The organism is Halomonas sp. H2 (assembly GCF_050215315.1).
Lineage (GTDB): Bacteria > Pseudomonadota > Gammaproteobacteria > Pseudomonadales > Halomonadaceae > Vreelandella.
The window spans coordinates 765,296-782,010 of record NZ_CP189760.1; the positions used below are offsets into that span (position 1 = coordinate 765,296).

A 16,715-nucleotide genomic window follows, 5' to 3' on the forward strand; every position below is an offset into this window, starting at 1 on the left:
GGCGCCGCCATTTCCAGGCTCCCCGAAAACAGGCTAAAAGGCACTATGGTTACCTCCAATCCTTTTTCTTCGATGTTTGGCCGCTCGCCATTCCAGCCGTTATTGGCTCATATCGTCAAGGCCAATGAATGCGCCGATCAGCTGTTGCCGTTCTTTGAGGCAACCCTTGCTGATGACTGGGACAAAGCAGCTGAACTGCGCGAAAACGTCACCCGCTTAGAGCACGACGCCGATACGCTGAAAACAGATCTGCGGTTGAACCTGCCCAACACTATGTTTCTACCGGTGTCGCGGTCTGACCTGCTCGACCTGATCAGTGTGCAGGACAAAATCGCCAATAAGGTGCGCGACATTACCGGCATTATGTTGGGGCGTAAAATGCGCGTGCCGGATGAGCTGGCCGAGCCGATGCGTGACTACATTTGTACCAGCGTTGAGTGTGTTGCACAGGCCCGCCAGGCATTGGAAGAGCTTAAAGATCTGCTGGATTCCGGCTTTGGCAAAAACGTCTCTGATGTGATGCAGAAAATGATCCGTGAACTGCACACCCTCGAACACCAGGCCGATGATCAACAGGTGACTATACGTCGCCAGCTGTTCGCGCTTGAGAGCCAGCTGCCTCCGGTAGAAGTGATCTTTCTTTACAAGATCATCGAATGGGTGGGCGAATTATCCGACCGCGCCGAGCGCGTGGGTAGCCGTTTGCAGATCCTGACAGCCCGCTAAGGGGAGCTTCATGCTGATTATTGCCCAACACGGTGAAATCTTCATTATCTTGGCCTGTTTGTTCGGCTTCTTTATGGCCTGGGGCGTTGGTGCGAACGACGTCGCCAATGCGATGGGAACCTCGGTGGGGTCGAAAGCGATCACCATCAAACAAGCCATTCTTATCGCAGTTATCTTTGAGTTTCTGGGTGCCTGGTTGGCCGGTGGTGAGGTCACCGCGACCATTCGAGGCGGGATGCTTGATCCGGTTCTGCTCGAAGAGAATCCACAGCTATTGGTCTATGGCATGCTGTCGGCGCTATTAGCCGCCGCTATTTGGCTGTTGATTGCCTCTGCACGCGGGTGGCCGGTTTCAACTACCCACTCGATTGTGGGCGCTATCGTCGGTTTTGGTGCCGTGGGCCTTGGCGTTGAAGCAGTTGCCTGGGGCAAAGTAGGCCAGATAGCCTCTAGCTGGCTGATCTCCCCGCTGCTTGCCGGTTCAATCGGCTTCGTGCTGTTTAAGTCTGTCCAGTACCTAATCTTTGAAAACAGCGACCCCTTAGCGGCTGCTAAACGCTACGTCCCAGGCTACGTGTTCCTGGTTGGCTTTATTGTCTCAATGGTGACGTTGACTAAAGGCTTGTCGCATGTAGGACTGGATCTTAGCTTTGGCCAGAGCCTGATGCTCTCTGTTGTGATTGGTATCGCGATTATGGGCTTGGGCGTAATTATGCAGCGGCGTATCAAGTTCGAACAGAACGCCAGCGACCATTTTGGCTATGCCAACGTTGAGCGTGTGTTCGGCGTGCTGATGATCTTTACCGCCTGCGCCATGGCATTTGCCCACGGTTCTAACGACGTGGCCAATGCGGTAGGCCCGCTTGCCGCCGTTATCAGCGTGGTGCGCAGCGACGGTGTGATCGACAGCGCAGCGCTGGTGCCTTGGTGGGTGCTGGTGCTGGGCGGTGCTGGCATTGTGGTGGGGCTTGTCACTTACGGCCATAAAGTGATCGCGACGGTAGGTACCGGGATTACCGAACTTACCCCAAGTCGCGGTTTTGCCGCTACCCTGGCCGCCGCTACCACGGTGGTATTGGCCTCGGGTACAGGCTTGCCTATTTCGACGACGCACACGCTCGTTGGGGCGGTGTTGGGGGTGGGCTTGGCGCGCGGTATGGCAGCCCTTAACCTGCGGGTTATCGGCACAATCGCCATGTCATGGCTGATTACCTTGCCTGCCGGCGCGGGCCTCGCGATTCTGTTCTTCTTTATGTTTAAGGGCATGTTCGGCTAAAAGCAGGCTCGAACGCGCTGAGCAGTATCCAAGTGGTAACAAGCGGAAAAATGTCAGCGGTATCTTCATGTTTATCTGCATTAGATCGAGCAGATTTGCATTAGAAGGTGCCGCTGTTTTTTGTGCTCTGGTAAAGTAACCCAACGGGCTGTGATAAACGCCTGTTTCTTTCACCTGCTGCCGGAGAGCGGCCCTTGGATACGCGCTTCCCCTTTGTTGATTGGTTTCGTAACGCTTCCCCGTACATTAATGCCCACCGGGGACGAACCTTTGTCATCTTAATTGAGGGCGAAGCGATGGCGTCTGGTCGAGGGGAGCAGCTAATTCAGGATTTGGCCCTGCTGCACACCCTGGGCGTGCGCTTGGTGGTGGTGTTTGGCATTCGCCCTCAGGTACACGCAGCGCTAACTGTCGCAGGCGTTGAGCCCACGCGTATTGATGGCCGCTGGGTAGCCGACCGCGCAGTAATGACCCATGTCGAGCAGGTGGCCGCTCATCAGCGTTTGTGGCTGGAAGCGCGACTTTCGCTGGGGCTGCCCAGCACGCCGCTGCATGGCGTAGAACTCAGCGTGATTTCCGGTAATCTGGTTACCGCCAAGCCGCTAGGTGTGCGTGAAGGCGTCGATTTCGACCACAGCGGCGAAGTGCGCCGGGTGCGGGCCAACGCCATTGAAGGTCTGTTGGAAAAAGGCTCGCTGGTGCTGCTGCCGCCGCTGGGCTTCTCCAGCACCGGTGAAGTGTTCGATCTAGACGCCTCAGAAGTTGCCCAGCACGCTGCCGTGGCGCTGAAGGCCGATAAGCTGATTCTGCTCGGTGAATCCGAAGGGCTGGAAGATGAAGGTGGTGCGCTGCTTCGCCAGCTCTCCCCAGCAGAAGCCGAGCCACGTTTAATGGCCGCGGTACCGGGCAGTGAATTAGCCCGCCACTTGCAGGCCGCCTGCACCGCCGCACGGGAAGGCGTGGCACGTACGCACCTGCTTTCCTGGTGCAATCACGATGCCTTACTGGGTGAGCTATTTACCCGCGACGGCGTGGGCACCATGATTACCCAACATCGCTACGAACAGCTGCGCCCGGCCACGCTGAACGATGTGGCGGGCCTGCTGGAACTGCTTGAGCCCTTAGAACAGCGTGGCATGCTGGTCGCGCGCTCCCGTGAGCGGCTAGAGCACGAAATTGATGACTATATGGTAATCGAGCGCGACGGCATGGTAATAGGCTGTGTTGCGCTGCAAGTATTTCCCGATACCAGTATTGCCGAGTTGGCCTGTGTGGCGGTTCACGACAGTTACCGCGGCGGCGAGCGGGGCGAGCGCTTGGTCGAAGCCATGGAACGCCGTGCCCGTCAGCGCGGTTTAAACGAAATGTTCGTGCTGACGACCCATACCGCCCACTGGTTTGTCGAGCGCGGCTTTCGCGCCGCCAGCCTGGAAGACCTGCCGCCGCTGAAACGCGAAACCTACAACCACGCTCGCAAATCGAAAGTATTGGTTAAGCAACTAACGTAACCCGTTTGCTAGCAGGCCTGATTTAGGTGGTTGATTACGGCTTAACGTTTGCCAGCGTCTCTGGTCGTGCGATGATCTCAACCACTTTGTTGGCGGCTGCCGTGGCGACAGGGTGGCCGAGGTAGTATGGCCATGCTGAAACAGCCAGAGCCATTGGCAAAATGTGGCCGCTAGCATCACAGCACTGATAGGCTGATAGCCGCCCGGACGAAGGCCGTTGGGGATTGGCCGAGCACCTTGCGAAACATGCTGGAGAAGGCGGCCGGGCTGTCGTAGCCAAGTTCCAGCGCGGTTCGGGTAACGGAACTGCCAGAAAGCAGCCTGGGAATGGCCGCCATCAGGCAGGCCTGTTGACGCCATACGGCAAAAGACAGTCCGGTCTGTTGACGGAACTGGCGGTTGAAGGTGCGCTGGCTGCGATGTAACTGCCGGGCCCACTCTTCTGGAAGGCTGTGAATGTGCGGTTGGCTAAGAAACGCTCTGCACAGGTTGGCCAATGCGGGGTCGTGGGGTAGGGGCGCAAACAGTGGCAGCGATGTAGCCAGTTGCAGCTCGTGCAGAAGTAGCTGTGCCAGGGCGCCATCGCGGCCGCTCTCATCATAGAGTGCGGGGATGCTGGCGGAGGCCAGTAGTAGGTGATGTAAGAGTGGCGTCACGACCAGCACCTCGCAGTTGCCGGAGGGGCGTGGCGCCGCGTGCGGCTCGATATATAAGCTTCGTGTGCTGACCCCCTTCATGCGCACCTGGTGGCGTTTGCCCGCGGGCAGCCAAACGCCGCTGAACGGGGGCACCATCCAGGTACCATCATCCGTATCGACTTCCATCAGACCTGTTATCCCATAAAGAAACTGGGCGCGGCGATGAGTATGAAAGTCGAGCAGTGTGCCGGGGCGGTAGTCAGTACCGATGGCTACCAGAGGCCGTGCTATCTGGTCTACGTCTGACAGGGAAATATTGAGCATTGTCGTCAACTTGGCCGAAACACAATGATTATTGTCCAAATGACGAAGGTCGGCCAGCTCCTGCCGTCATATAGTGCCCGCTATTGTGTTTCTTCAGGAGAATAGCGGTGTATAGCGTACTGCTTCTTTGTGGTGGGTTGGCGGGAGTTACCACCGTGTTATTTGGTTTCGGTGGTGGGTTTGTGGTGGTTCCCTTGCTGTACACCTTACTGGTTTCTGTCCATGGGCCGGATAGTGGTATCGGTCAGGCAGCCATGCATATCGCGGTGGCCACCTCGACGGCGTTGATGGTGTTTGCTGCTTCCCTGTCCACATGGCGCCACCACCAACGACAGACCGTGCAGTGGCAGCTGGTGCGTCCGCTGGTGGGCTACATTGCCATGGGCGCTGTGCTTGGCGCGGCGGCGGCCGTGTCGTTGAGCGGGGAATGGGTGCGCTGGGCATTCATCGGCTATCTGGGCATTACGATTCTGGATGCTGTGCTTCGCCCCGGTTTTCTGCACCAGGCGAGTGGTGATATACGCCCCATGGGGCGTCTGTTAACAGCGATGACGGGGACGTTCATCGGAGCTGTGGCTGCCTTGCTAGGCGTTGGCGGTAGCGTAATGACCGTACCGCTTATGCGCCGAAGAGGTGCCAGCATGACAGCGGCCACGGCAATGGCTAACCCGTTATCGTTGCCGATGGCGGTAAGCGGCACCGCGACGTATGTGTTGCTGTCGGCTAGTGACACCGCTTTTGGGGCCTGGTATGCGGGCTATGTGGATCTACGTGCGTTGCTGGTGTTAGCGGTAGGCTCATGGCTCGGGATCCGCCTGGCGTCGATATGGATCGGGCGCATCCCTGATCGCATCCATGCCGGGGTGTATCTGTTACTGCTGTCGTTGGTGCTGGCGGTGATGGTGTTTGTGCGTTGAATCGATCCAGATCTTCACGAAGGCTTCACTTTCGCTAATGCTTCCCAGTCGCTGGATCGCGTTCAGTATGCTCATTGGCTGGTGATAGTGAGCCACCACGCAGAAGTCATCGTCTGATTCTATGCAGCATGCCCAACCCTCGCTTTCTATTCAATTGCCTTGATAGCTCCAGTCGGTATCATATTGTTGATGTTGTCCATCATTGCCCTTTTACCGCGAGCTTCTATGACCCAATCTAAAACGCCCTTCATTGTGGTGCTGAGCCTGGCATTGACCATGATGCTGGGCCCGTTCTCTATGGATACGTATCTACCGGCCTTTCCTGTCATTGGCGAGTCGCTGGGGATATCTCAGCAGGCCGTGTCGTTAAGCGTTTCAGTGTATGTGTTCGCGATGGCAGTGGGGCAGCTCATTGGCGGTGCGCTTTCGGACCGCTTCGGTCGCCAGCGTGTATTGATGAGCGGGTTAGCGATTTTTGCGCTCTCAAGTATTGTCATCGGCATGGCGGATTCCTTGAACACTCTGCTTAGCGGGCGGGCCGTTCAGGCCATTGGCGCGGGTTTGACGCTTGTATCGGTACCGGCGCTGGTACGCGACAGGGTAGCGGGCCGCGACGCCGCGAAACTGTTCTCGATGATGGGCTTTATCATGGTGCTGGCGCCGGGTATCGCCCCGAGCGTTGGTAGTGCGATTCTGGCGTTGGGTTCCTGGCACTATATTTTCTTTGCCCTGGCGGTGTACGCGGTGCTGCTGGTGCCGTTACTGGTGCGAGTACTTTTTTCCGGGAAGGGCAAGGTGTCGCGAGCGAAAAGTCCCAAGATGAGCCTGCTGGCACGTTATAAACTGGTGCTGTCGACGAAACCTGCCTTGCCGTTTATCGCTTGGCAGGCTGCCTCCTTTTCCACCCTGATGATGTTCATTACCTACGCTTCCTTTATTTATCAGGGGCACTTTGGTCAGTCGCCCTCAAGTTTTTCGGTGCTGTTTGCGGCTAACATCGTCGCGATGCTTTTCTTCAATATTTGCAACCGTGTACTGCTTTCCAGGATGTCGTCGATGCGCATCCTGCAATTGGCAACGGGCTGTCAGGCGGTCGGCATTGCATTGCTAGTGATGGCTGCCTTTATGGAGTGGCCAATGTACGCTTTCCTGTTTGCTATGATGCTGACCATTGGCACAGTAGGGGCGATCTCACCCAATATTCAGGCCTGCTTTTTGGAGTTTTTCCCCACTAGCAGTGGTACCGCCGCCGCGCTTCTGGGTGCCGCCCAGTTCGGTATCGCCGGGATTTTGAGCGCCCTGTCTGCCATGCTGCCGCATACGCTTGAAGCGGTTGTATTAGCCATGGCCGCCTGTGGCTCGGTCGCGTATCTGCTGCTTGCCCGCTCAATTATCAAAGGGCGTGCCGCAGTCGAGGCGTAATGAGCCCAACAGCGCCCCTTGCCAAAAGCCCCGTGTTATCCAGAGCACGGGGCTTTTTTATTAAGCATCTACTGAGCTTACTAACTGTTCGAAAAGTGCTTCTATAGCCTGTGTAGTTGGTGTTTCGTTGGCAAACAGGATGCGGTACATCAGAGGCGCCACCACTATTTGGGTGACCAATCCTATATCCATCGGCTGCTCTCCTCTGGCGAGGCCGCGTTCGTTTATTACTTCGATCTGCTGACGCAAGAAGCCATCACATTTACCCGCGCTGGCATGGCCTTCTGTGCCTAGAACATCGCGGAGCATCGCCCGCCCTGGGGCTGATGACATTTCCTCAAAGTACTCAACAAGCCAAGCTAACAAGTCGCTACGCACACTTCCTGTATCGGCTGGCGGCTGCTCCGGCTGTAGTTGCTCGACGGCAACGTCGGCCAGTAACTGGGTAAGGTCACCCCAGCGACGGTAGATCGTCGAGGGGGTGACGTCAGCGCGTGTGGCGATCGCGGGCACCGTAAGCCCGGCCCGGCCTTGCTCTTGTTGCAGATCTCGAACGGCTTGGTGAACGGCAGCCTGAATACGAGCGCTGCGACCACCTGGACGGGGAGTGGGTTTGTTGGTCATGTGTTCCTTCTGTGCTTATCCGCCGGTACGGTACAATAAATCACTAACGCAAAATATTTGCGTTAGTGATTTATTGAGCTTATGATTCTTAAAGCTAATATTTTGCCTTTTGAGAGAGATCATGTCCATCAACGTTTCTGCTACCACCCGCTCTTCTTCGAACTGGAGACTGTCTTCCTCCAGTGCCATTTTCCTGCACACAGCGACAATGATTGCCTTTTTGGCAGCATCAAGTGCGCCTACCCCGCTGTACCAGCTTTATCAGCAGCAGTGGAACTTTAGCGCAACACTGCTGACCGTGGTTTTTGCCGCTTACGCGCTGGCTCTGCTTCTGGCACTGCTGGTGATGGGGAGGCTTTCTGATCATATTGGCCGACGTCCCGTTATTGCCCTAGCTTTGTCCTTACAGATCATCGCCATGGTGGGCTTTTTGTGTGCCGCCGGGCCGGGTTGGCTGATTGCTGCGCGCGCTCTGCAAGGCTTTGCCACCGGTATGGCCACTGCGGCAGTCGGTGCGGCGATACTCGATCTTGGTCGGGAGCGTGGGGCCGTGATCAACAGCATCTCGCCGCTGCTTGGCATGGCAGCTGGAGCGCTAGGCAGCACCTCATTGGTCGTTTTGGCGCCTGATCCGCTGCACATGGTGTACGTGTTTCTGCTGGCTATTTTTCTGGTGATGTTGGCCTTGATTTGGTTAGCACCGGAGACGGCGACAGCGACAGCTCGTCCAGGTGCATGGGCAAGCCTGAAACCACGCATCACCGTGCCGCTGCAAGCGCGCAAAGCGTTGTTATCTGTCACCCCTGCGAACGTGGCAGTGTGGATGCTAGGTGGCTTTTATCTATCGCTTATGCCATCGCTGATCGTTGACGTTACGCATGTGAACACGCCATGGCTTGGTGGTCTTGTCGTCGCAGCGCTAACGCTCACCGGGGCCACAGCGGTCCTGGCGGCTCGCAAGCTAAGTTCTTTTACAACCCTCTTGTCTGGTGAGCTTGCTTTGGTCGCAGGACTGGTCGTCATTTTGGTCGGGGCTAATCAGGGAAACGCTGTCTTGCTGTTGGCCGGGTCGGTCATTGCGGGGTTTGGGTTTGGTGCGAGCTTTCTCGGGGCTGTGCGCAGTGTCCTACCGTTGGCTGAGCCCCATGAACGTGCCGCGCTGATGGGCGTGTTTTATATCGAAAGTTATCTGGCTCATAGCGTGCCCACGATGGCTGTCGGCTACCTGGCTCAGAAGGTCGGCTTGCTGACCTCGGCCAATGTCTATGGTGCGGTGATCACAGCACTGGCCTTGCTCGCCATTATCCTGCTGCTTATGCAAGCGCGCACTTCAATGAAGAAAGGAAATCAAGCATGACTGTTCAAAATGTCTCCCCTATGTCCGCCGAGGAAACCCTGGCTCTGGCTACTAGCCTAGGGCTGCCCCTGGACTCTGAACGTGCGCCACTGATTGCTGGTGTACTGCATCACATACACACGGTCATTGCCCGGCTCGACGAATTACCTATTGATGAATCATGCACTCCTTCATTTGCCTTTGATGCTAGCCAGGGGAACAAACCATGCTAAACCCATTAAACCTGACACTGGCCCAAGCCAGTGCCGCCATCGCGGCACGCGAACTGTCGCCAGTAGAATTGGTGGATGCGGCCTTGGCGCGTATTGGTGCGCGAGAGCCCGAGATCAACGCTTTTGTATCTGTATGGGAAGAAGCCGCCCGTGAGCAGGCACTTGAGGCCGAGCGAGACATTCAACATGGCCGTTACCGTGGGCCGCTGCATGGCATTCCTATCGCGCTGAAAGACCTGTTCGATGTTGCTGGCCAACCCACCACTGCCAGCTCCCGTGTTCGGGACGGGCACCAGGCAGAGGCCAACAGCGCGGTAACGGATGCCTTGCTGCGTGGCGGCGCCATACTCCTGGGCAAGACCCATACGCATGAGTTCGCTTTCGGCCTGACCACACCACAAACGCGCAATCCGCTTGATTCGCAGCGTACGTCGGGGGGCTCCAGTGGGGGCTCTGCCGCAGCGGTTGCTTACGGCGGCGCCTGGGCAGCCATGGGGACCGGTACCGGTGGCTCGATTCGGGTGCCCGCAGCACTTTGTGGGTTAGTCGGGTTCAAGCCCACGTATGGTTTGGTCTCTCGCCACGGCACTATGCCCCTGGCTTGGTCGCTCGATCATGCGGGCCCTATGGCACGCACGGTAGAGGATGTTGGCCTGTTATTGCAGGCAGTGATGGGCTTTGATGCGCGCGACCCCGCTAGCCGTACTCCTCCTGCCTCTTTCGATACCAACGCACAGTCGAGTGTGCATGGGCTGCGTGTTGGTATCCCACGCAACTACTATTTTGACCACGTTGCGGAGCCAGTCGCCGCGGCTGTTAGGCGTGCGGCAGCGCATCTGGAACAACAGGGCGCCGTGCTGGTGGAGGTGGATATTCCGCTGGCTGACTACCTCATCCCGACTCAGTGGGGCCTCATGGTGGCCGAGGCAGCAGCCGTCCATGCCAAGGACATACGCCAATCAGCATCGCTATACGGTGATGATGTACGCACCTTGCTCGAAGCCGGACAACTGCTGTCAGCAGGCGATTATCTGAAGGCGCAGCGTGCCCGAGACCTCATCGCTAAGCGCTGGGGTTCCCTGTTTTCAGACATTGACGTTCTGCTGACACCCACCGTGCCCCAGACAGCAGCACGCTTGGAACAGGATACGTTTGATTGGGAAGACGGCAGTCAAGAGAGTGTTGCCGAGGCGTATGTGCGCTTATGCGCACCCGCCAATGTGACCGGACTACCCGCGCTGACTGTGCCATTTGGTAAGGATCATCAAGGGCTGCCGATAGGCGTCCAAATCATGGGGGAAGCATTTGATGATGCCATGGTATTGCAAGTCGGGCGTGCCGTTGAGCGGCCTCTTTCCCCCGCTTAACAAGCTCTATGCCGCCCGAGCGGTATCACCAACAGGGCCATCGTTTCCTCCAAAAGCTTGAGTCGTTGATAAAGTTGGTTCCGCCGGTAGGCCGCGTGGTTCAGTGTCATTGTGTGTTGCGAACATGAGTAATATATAAAAATAAATGATTATGATTTGTATTATTACTATTGACTTCGTGCTACCCCCTTTGGATACTCTCCCGGCCTTTCAAAAGAAAACCACGAAGCGAGCAGGGTAGGTTTATGTATTTCAAGGGGTCTTCAACATGATTGATAGCCGTAGCACAGTCCGGCGCAACGCAAATCGGTTACGGTGGCAGCAGACTACTACCGCCATTCTGTGTGGTACAACGCTGGTCACTATTCCCATGCTCGGGAACGCGCAGGAGATCGGCGACGGCATTGACGATAATGCGGGATATCGCCTCGCCCCCATTATCGTCAATGCCCAGGCTTACGCTGATGATGATGCCAACTCGATAGTGGCCCAAGAATTATGGGTCGGCGGTAAGGTGGCCACCAGTATCCTCGATACCCCCGCTTCCGTGTCGGTCGTCACTGAGAAGGAGATTGAGCAGCGCAACGCTTCTACCACCGAGGAAGTGCTGCAATATACGCCAGGCGTCCTCACTGATTATTACGGCACCGATGATCGTAACGACTATTTTAAAATTCGCGGATTCCAGGCCACCACCTACCGTGACGGGCTGACGTTAGGCTCAATGCGCGGTGTACGTGAAGAGCCCTACGCCTACGAGCGCGTGGAGGTATTGCGTGGCGCCAACTCCACCCTGTTTGGCCCCGCGGATCCGGGGGGGGCGGTTAACTTCGTGAGCAAACGGCCACGCTTTGAGCGTTTTGGGGAGGGCTATCTCTCCTACGGTTCATTTGACGCCAAAGAGGCCGGCATTGATGTGGGTGACACGCTGAACGCTGACGAGACAGTGGCCTACCGTTTTACCGGCACCACCCGGGACAGCGATCGCGAATACGATCACTCCAAAGATAATAATGGCTTCCTGATGGGTGGCCTGACCTGGGAGCCGACGGCGTACACCTCAGCAAGCGTTATCTTCGATTACCTGAAGCGTGACGACACCCCCAATAGCGGTGGTTATCCGCTCGACCGGGAGTACGACCGCAGCAACTTCTATGGCGAGTCTGGCTTCAACTATCATGATGTCGAGCGTACCAGCCTCACCGGGCAGCTCGCCCATGATTTCAACAACGGCCTGACGCTGCGCGGTTACCTGCGTTACAGCGATCTGACCGACGATTTCGGATACGTCTATATCACTGACTCTGCGGCGCGAGTTGGCAGCGTGGTGGATCGCGACTATTTTGGAACGGACAACGAAGCCCAGGAGTTGATCGGCAACGCTATCCTGCAATACGACGCCCGCTTTGATCAGGTCGATAGCAGCACGCTCGTGGGTATCGAGTATCGCGATGCTTCCACCGAAGACCGTTCGTTTTACGGCGATGCGACCTCAATTGATATCGCAAATCCCGTCTTTAGTGGTGCCCCGAGTAGCCTGAACGTCTATAGCCGCAACAAGCAGGATTTCACCACCGAGTCGGTTTTCCTGACCCAGAATTTGTCCTTCTATGACCGATTCATCGTGACAGCGGGCGTGCGCAACGACTCGATGGATGTCTCAAGCACCAACATGGCGGGCATTACCGATTCCGATGACTTCTCTGAGACCTCACTTCGCGGTGCGCTGACCTATCGCGTCACCGACGAAATTTCTACCTATGTCAGCATGGTGGAGTCGGTCGCACCACCCACGGTTGGCATCGAGCCTGAACGGGGCGAACAGTACGAAATGGGTGCGAAATATTCCCCCTTTGGTACGAATGCGCTGTTTTCGGCTTCCATCTATGACCTAACCAGGGATGACGTCACCATCTCGGTTGTACAGGACAATGGCGTTATCGAGCGGGAAACCGTGGGTGAGTCCCGCGTACGGGGTCTTGATCTGGAAGCGAAGGCTGAGTTGACCGATAGCTTTAGCGTGGCCGGTGGTTACTCCTATATGGAGTCGGAAGTGGTACGCGACAGCAACGCAGCCAGAGAGGGTAACGAGTTCACCGCAGCACCCAAACATACGGCGTCGCTGTGGGGCTACTATACCTTGCCAAGCCAGGATATGAGTGTTGGCCTCGGCGCCCGTTACATCGGCTCCTACTACTTTGATGTCGCCAATACGTCAAAGAGCAGTGCGGCAACGCTGTTTGACGCAGCCTTCAGCTACCAGCTCACTAAAGACGCCGACCTAGCCGTTAACGTCAGCAACTTGCTCGACGAGCAGCACGTGGTCGGTTCAAGCACAGCGGACTATTACAATCCGGGGCGCGAAATCAGCGCAAAAGTGAGCTATCTCTGGTGATGCGGATAAGGTAATTGGCAAGCAAGGCAATAGCCGAAACCCCCGCCATTGTAGACGGGGGTTTGCATTTTAAGCTTCTTCAATCCCATCAACGATAAACACGCGGTAGTCGGCACCTTGGAAGCGGTGCTTGCGGGCTTCTTGGTAGGCCGGGCTTTCATACCAGGCGCGGGCGGCGGCCATATCGGGGAAGCGCAGGATGACCGCACCTTCCATGGCGCTGCCTTCGAGTACTTCAAAGTCACCGTAAAAAGCGAGCGGTTGCGGGTCGTGGCCTTCGCGAGCGGCTTTCGCTTTCTCGCCGTAGCGCTCCATCTCCTGGGTGTCGTGGGTGTGTTCGCGGGTCAGTACGACATAAGCGGGCATTAAATTCTCCTGATGTAATCGTTAAAAAATCAGCTAGAGCATATCACTGCCATCAGCGGAGCCACGTGGGAGCCCAGGCTGTAATCGGGCGCAATCGCGGATTCCACTTTGTCGGGGTCTTGCGGCTGAACCCGCGAATCGACATTCTGCCCCCAATAGCTATAGGGCCAGCCGTAGAAACCGCCTTCCTCAACCGAGGTGAGGTAGTCGGGCACTAGGTCAGGACCAAGCTCATCGCGTTCGTTAACCACTGTCCACAGCTGGTCTGTCTCTGGGTGAATGGTCAGCGCCGTTGGATTGCGCAGCATGCGCCTATCATTGATCGGCGGGCATAGAAGCACTAATGGGTGAGCGGGTGGTGGCGAGAGGGCGGCGCGCCGGCTGTTCCGCCATAATGCTCCCGAGGCGCTCCAAGGCTAGTTCGAGTCGCTCAATCAAGCCTTGGAGCAATACGCGACGGTCGGCGGGCACGTTGCCGTAGTGGTCGACTGCCGCTTCCAGCTGCTTACCTGCTTCACGAATACCTTGTGGCTGGCGCCCGTTGGCGCTCTCTTCAAACCCGTGGGCTAGCGTGCGTAGCAGGTGTTGATGCGCCACGCGGATATTGGTATGTGAGGCGTTATCCAGGCGGTCGCGCAGGCGCAGCGTGGCGGTGCCTACGTCTAGCCCGGTGAGACCAAGAATAAACAGGTGGCGCTGATTCTCAGGCAGCATATCGTCGTGCTGGGCCAGTTGCATAATCCGATCCGCCATATGGCCGCTGAAGCGGGTTTCGGCATCGCGAATCGAGCGCCGCGTTAGCTCATGAATGTCCGTCGAAATGGCGTTGATCAGTCGCCGCCGTCTAAGGCGCGTGCCTAGCCCTGGCAGCAGACGAAAGCCCATCACTACGCAGCTTAGCCCAATCACTACGGCCACCACCCGGTTGGCGAAACTATCAAACGAGAAATCCATGCCGTTGCCGGGCATGGTCAGCAGAATATTGAAAATCGTAAATGCCAGACAGTAACCCATCGTGGCCGGGTTGGTGGCGCCCAATAGACCTAAAAACAGCGGGGTGCCAAACAGTAACGCCAGCATCGGAAAGCCATTGGCCTGGGAAAGCAGCACATGGCCGAACAGAAAGGCGCTAGGAATCGCTGCCAGCATGCCTTTGTAGAACATCATCGTAACCGCTATCGGATTATCACGACTGGCGAAGAAGGCGGAAAACAGCGTGCCGAGCATCATCGCAATCATCGCGCTCTGCCAGGCGGTGGCAATCCAGAAGGTGGCCAGTAGCGAGAACACCAGCCCTGAGCGTATAGCGTTGATGCTGGCGGCAAGGTGGTCACGGTGCCAGGCCAGCGGCGACGAGCGCAATTGATGGCTAGCTGGCGAGGCAATCGCCTCGCGGGCGTCGAGCATTATCATGGCGTGACCGATGGATTCGCGGAGTCCCAGGCGCAGGCGTCGGTCGAGCGGGGCTAAGCGGCTCTCATCCTCGCTTTCGTGAACCTTATGGCGTAACGCCTGAAGGGCTTTTCTAGCCTCAACTACGCCTTTAACGTGTTCAGCATCGCGAAAGCCTTGGGCGACCTGACCCGCGAGCTCGATGCTGTGCGGGGAGAGTCGGTCGGCGTGGTCGTGCATCAGTTGATGAAGCGCCTGAAGGTTGGCGAAAAAGCGCAGCGTGCGGCGCGTTAATACGTGGGTGGCACGCACTCGGCCAGGGCCTGCCGGGCCTTCAAAACGGGCGGCCTGGCTATCAGTTTCCAGCAGCGTTAATGGCCCAAGGCTATCGCGCAGGGCTTTCTGCATCGCAGGGATGTCGTCGCTGGCTTCCAAGCGCAGGGCGGCGTGTTCGAAAGCCTCGTTAATCACGCTGTCGGCCTGAGTCGCCAGGTGAGTTCCTACATGGGTTGGCCACAGCAGCGAACTAACCAGCATGGCACATAGTGCGCCAAGCCCCAGTTCAGTCAGGCGCGCCACGGCGATATCGAAAATACCGGCGGGCGTGCTGCCGCTGGAAATCACCACAATCAGCATCGCGGTCACCGCCGCCATCAGACAGCCGTAGGTGTAGTTATTACGCCACAACGAACCCACATAGGTGCACAGCATAATCCAACCGGTTAGCACGATGAGCGCGGGAACGCGGGCCTGGGCGAACAGTGCCATAACCGCGATGCCCGCCACGGCGCCAATAAAGGTGCCGATAAGCTGGCAAATGCCTTTCTCGACCACCATACCGCTCATTGGGCGAATCTGTAGAAAGGCCGCTGACATCAGCGCCCAATAGGGGCGTTCAACGTCAAACCAGAGCGCAACATAGAGGGCGAGCATCATCGCCAGGGTGGTTTTGATGGCAAATTTGACTGCCGTGGAATTGGGCATTAAATAGGTGCTAACAAGCGGCGACATAGGTTACTCAGGTTGCTCGGCTGGGCGAACACGCACGGTCGCTGTCATGCCGACGCTTAGCAGCGTTTCGTCAGGAACCTCATCGAGAGAAATACGCACTGGGATGCGCTGCGCTAATCGCACCCAGTTAAAGGTGGGCGCTACCTGGGGCAGTAATTGCTGGTTAAGGCTTGTATTGCTGTCGGCAATGCCTCGGCCAATACCTGCCACACGGCCATCCAGGTGGGTGTCGCCGTTCATCAAAACTACGTCCACCGAGTCGCCCACCTCGATGGCGCTCATTTTGGTCTCTTCAAAGTAGCCCACCACGTAGTAGGAGTTGTCGGCGATCACCGCCATCACCGGCGAACCGCGATTAACGTAATTACCTTCGGCTAGCTGCACATTAAGCACATGGCCGCTAACGGGTGCGGTTATTTGCGTGCGCACAAGGTCTAGCTGGGCGCTGGCTAGCTCCGCCTGAGACTGTTGTAAATCGGCGGCGGCAATGCGCGAGTTAATCTGGGCAATCTGTTGGTTTTCCGCGCTAATCGCACGGCTGTTGCTCAACTGGTTACGGCGGCTCTCTTCGGCACGATTTAGTTCTAACGTTGCCTGGCGGTGCTCAACCGTGGCCTGGGCGCTGTCGACCACCGCTTGGTAGCGCGTGTCGTCGATCGCAAACAGCGTATCGCCCTGGGCAACATAGTCGGTGTCGGCCACTTCAAGCGTGCGAACCCAGCCTGAGACATCGGGGGCAATAGTGACGACTTCGGCGTGAACCCGAGCGTCGCGGGTCCAGGGGGTGTAAAGGTAGTAGCGCCACAGCCATGCACCGGCGGCGATGGCAATGGCGACGATGATCAAGGTGAGCAAAATACGAAGCGAAGGGCGCATCAGCGATTCTCTCAAAGGGCTATCTCAAGGGCTATCTCAAGGACTTGGGAGGAACACAGTAAACAGGAAGGTAGTGGCTGCTGTGAAAATGACAAACAGCGAGATGTCGAACCATGCCTCATGCCAGAGCGCGTACTCGCCGGCCACCCAGTGCAGCAGTGAACGTGTCACCAGCGTGGCGATAAAACCAATCAGTGCGTAGATCAACAGCGGGCTGAGGTAGATGCCACCAACGGCGATTTCTTGAAGACCCATAACATCCTTAAGTGGCCTGGAAGTAACGAAAATGGGAGGCGCTAAATGG

The 16,715-nt window shown here is 57.1% G+C and carries 15 protein-coding genes and 1 pseudogene; 9 read left to right on the forward strand and 7 right to left on the reverse strand.

What is annotated here, in order from left to right; all coding sequences use genetic code 11:
* Positions 1–45 precede the first annotated feature (45 nt).
* The 3 genes from ACQE2I_RS03525 to argA all read left to right on the forward strand — a co-directional run bounded on the left by ACQE2I_RS03525 (position 46) and on the right by argA (position 3,510).
* Positions 46–726, forward strand: a complete 681-nt coding sequence (locus tag ACQE2I_RS03525) for a TIGR00153 family protein (protein WP_427030114.1) — start codon at positions 46–48, stop codon at positions 724–726.
* Positions 727–736: 10 nt separating this feature from the next.
* A complete protein-coding gene (locus ACQE2I_RS03530; protein ID WP_427030115.1) occupies positions 737–2,002 on the forward strand; it encodes an inorganic phosphate transporter in 1,266 nt (421 codons plus the stop codon).
* Between the two features lie 194 nt (positions 2,003–2,196).
* Entirely contained in the window at positions 2,197–3,510 is a 1,314-nt protein-coding gene (argA, locus tag ACQE2I_RS03535; RefSeq protein ID WP_427030116.1) for an amino-acid N-acetyltransferase, read from the forward strand.
* A 176-nt stretch (positions 3,511–3,686) separates the two neighbouring features.
* On the opposite strand, the gene ACQE2I_RS03540 is transcribed toward argA, so the two are convergent.
* A complete protein-coding gene (locus tag ACQE2I_RS03540; RefSeq protein ID WP_427030117.1) occupies positions 3,687–4,472 on the reverse strand; it encodes an AraC family transcriptional regulator in 786 nt (261 codons plus the stop codon).
* 107 nt (positions 4,473–4,579) lie between these two features.
* Here ACQE2I_RS03540 and ACQE2I_RS03545 point away from each other — a divergent pair, with 107 nt between their 5' ends.
* Both ACQE2I_RS03545 and ACQE2I_RS03550 read left to right on the forward strand, forming a co-directional pair.
* Positions 4,580–5,389: a sulfite exporter TauE/SafE family protein gene (locus ACQE2I_RS03545; protein WP_427030118.1), complete on the forward strand. Its 810-nt coding sequence runs from the start codon at positions 4,580–4,582 to the stop codon at positions 5,387–5,389.
* Positions 5,390–5,614: 225 nt separating this feature from the next.
* Positions 5,615–6,811, forward strand: coding sequence for a Bcr/CflA family efflux MFS transporter (locus ACQE2I_RS03550; RefSeq protein WP_087108100.1), 1,197 nt, complete (start codon positions 5,615–5,617; stop codon positions 6,809–6,811).
* 60 nt (positions 6,812–6,871) lie between these two features.
* Here the strand turns inward: ACQE2I_RS03550 and ACQE2I_RS03555 are convergent, their stop codons facing one another.
* Positions 6,872–7,435 (reverse strand): TetR/AcrR family transcriptional regulator, encoded by a 564-nt coding sequence (locus ACQE2I_RS03555; RefSeq protein ID WP_427030119.1) that lies wholly within the window; start codon positions 7,433–7,435, stop codon positions 6,872–6,874.
* Positions 7,436–7,556: 121 nt separating this feature from the next.
* On the opposite strand from ACQE2I_RS03555, the gene ACQE2I_RS03560 reads away from it, so the two are divergent.
* The 4 genes from ACQE2I_RS03560 (at position 7,557) to ACQE2I_RS03575 (ending at position 12,766) form a co-directional block, all read left to right on the forward strand.
* Positions 7,557–8,792 carry an MFS transporter gene (locus tag ACQE2I_RS03560; protein WP_427030120.1) on the forward strand — a complete coding sequence of 412 codons (1,236 nt, stop codon included), beginning with the start codon at positions 7,557–7,559 and terminating at the stop codon, positions 8,790–8,792.
* Positions 8,789–9,004 (forward strand): hypothetical protein, encoded by a 216-nt coding sequence (locus ACQE2I_RS03565; RefSeq protein ID WP_427030121.1) that lies wholly within the window; start codon positions 8,789–8,791, stop codon positions 9,002–9,004. The genes ACQE2I_RS03560 and ACQE2I_RS03565 overlap by 4 nt, the downstream gene beginning before the upstream one ends.
* The gene (locus ACQE2I_RS03570; protein WP_427030122.1) at positions 8,998–10,371 is read left to right on the forward strand and encodes an amidase; all 1,374 of its coding nucleotides are present in this window, start codon (positions 8,998–9,000) and stop codon (positions 10,369–10,371) included. Before ACQE2I_RS03565 ends, ACQE2I_RS03570 begins: the two co-directional genes overlap by 7 nt.
* Before the next feature lie 268 nt (positions 10,372–10,639).
* Positions 10,640–12,766, forward strand: a complete 2,127-nt coding sequence (locus tag ACQE2I_RS03575) for a TonB-dependent siderophore receptor (RefSeq protein WP_427030123.1) — start codon at positions 10,640–10,642, stop codon at positions 12,764–12,766.
* Between the two features lie 69 nt (positions 12,767–12,835).
* Here ACQE2I_RS03575 and ACQE2I_RS03580 read toward each other — a convergent pair whose 3' ends face one another.
* The 5 genes and pseudogenes from ACQE2I_RS03580 to ACQE2I_RS03600 form a co-directional block, all read right to left on the reverse strand.
* Positions 12,836–13,132 carry a DUF1330 domain-containing protein gene (locus tag ACQE2I_RS03580; RefSeq protein WP_427030124.1) on the reverse strand — a complete coding sequence of 99 codons (297 nt, stop codon included), beginning with the start codon at positions 13,130–13,132 and terminating at the stop codon, positions 12,836–12,838.
* A 53-nt stretch (positions 13,133–13,185) separates the two neighbouring features.
* Positions 13,186–13,437 (reverse strand): annotated as a pseudogene (locus ACQE2I_RS03585) (PQQ-dependent sugar dehydrogenase); the annotation flags it as partial.
* A gap of 10 nt (positions 13,438–13,447) precedes the next feature.
* Positions 13,448–15,535, reverse strand: coding sequence for an FUSC family protein (locus ACQE2I_RS03590; protein WP_427030125.1), 2,088 nt, complete (start codon positions 15,533–15,535; stop codon positions 13,448–13,450).
* Between the two features lie 3 nt (positions 15,536–15,538).
* On the reverse strand, positions 15,539–16,411 hold the full coding sequence (locus ACQE2I_RS03595; RefSeq protein ID WP_427030126.1) for an efflux RND transporter periplasmic adaptor subunit: 873 nt from the start codon (positions 16,409–16,411) through the stop codon (positions 15,539–15,541).
* 36 nt (positions 16,412–16,447) lie between these two features.
* A complete protein-coding gene (locus tag ACQE2I_RS03600) occupies positions 16,448–16,666 on the reverse strand; it encodes a DUF1656 domain-containing protein (RefSeq protein WP_427030127.1) in 219 nt (72 codons plus the stop codon).
* Between the last annotated feature and the right edge of the window lie 49 nt (positions 16,667–16,715).

Coding starts and splice junctions, on each gene's coding strand:
- ACQE2I_RS03580 (WP_427030124.1), bottom strand. CDS start 13,132: ATGCCCGCTTATGTCGTACTGACCCGCGAACACACCCACGACACCCAG.
- ACQE2I_RS03575 (WP_427030123.1), top strand. CDS start 10,640: ATGATTGATAGCCGTAGCACAGTCCGGCGCAACGCAAATCGGTTACGG.
- ACQE2I_RS03540 (WP_427030117.1), bottom strand. CDS start 4,472: ATGCTCAATATTTCCCTGTCAGACGTAGACCAGATAGCACGGCCTCTG.
- ACQE2I_RS03530 (WP_427030115.1), top strand. CDS start 737: ATGCTGATTATTGCCCAACACGGTGAAATCTTCATTATCTTGGCCTGT.
- ACQE2I_RS03525 (WP_427030114.1), top strand. CDS start 46: ATGGTTACCTCCAATCCTTTTTCTTCGATGTTTGGCCGCTCGCCATTC.
- ACQE2I_RS03565 (WP_427030121.1), top strand. CDS start 8,789: ATGACTGTTCAAAATGTCTCCCCTATGTCCGCCGAGGAAACCCTGGCT.
- ACQE2I_RS03560 (WP_427030120.1), top strand. CDS start 7,557: ATGTCCATCAACGTTTCTGCTACCACCCGCTCTTCTTCGAACTGGAGA.
- ACQE2I_RS03595 (WP_427030126.1), bottom strand. CDS start 16,411: ATGCGCCCTTCGCTTCGTATTTTGCTCACCTTGATCATCGTCGCCATT.
- ACQE2I_RS03590 (WP_427030125.1), bottom strand. CDS start 15,535: ATGTCGCCGCTTGTTAGCACCTATTTAATGCCCAATTCCACGGCAGTC.
- ACQE2I_RS03550 (WP_087108100.1), top strand. CDS start 5,615: ATGACCCAATCTAAAACGCCCTTCATTGTGGTGCTGAGCCTGGCATTG.
- ACQE2I_RS03600 (WP_427030127.1), bottom strand. CDS start 16,666: ATGGGTCTTCAAGAAATCGCCGTTGGTGGCATCTACCTCAGCCCGCTG.
- ACQE2I_RS03570 (WP_427030122.1), top strand. CDS start 8,998: ATGCTAAACCCATTAAACCTGACACTGGCCCAAGCCAGTGCCGCCATC.
- ACQE2I_RS03555 (WP_427030119.1), bottom strand. CDS start 7,435: ATGACCAACAAACCCACTCCCCGTCCAGGTGGTCGCAGCGCTCGTATT.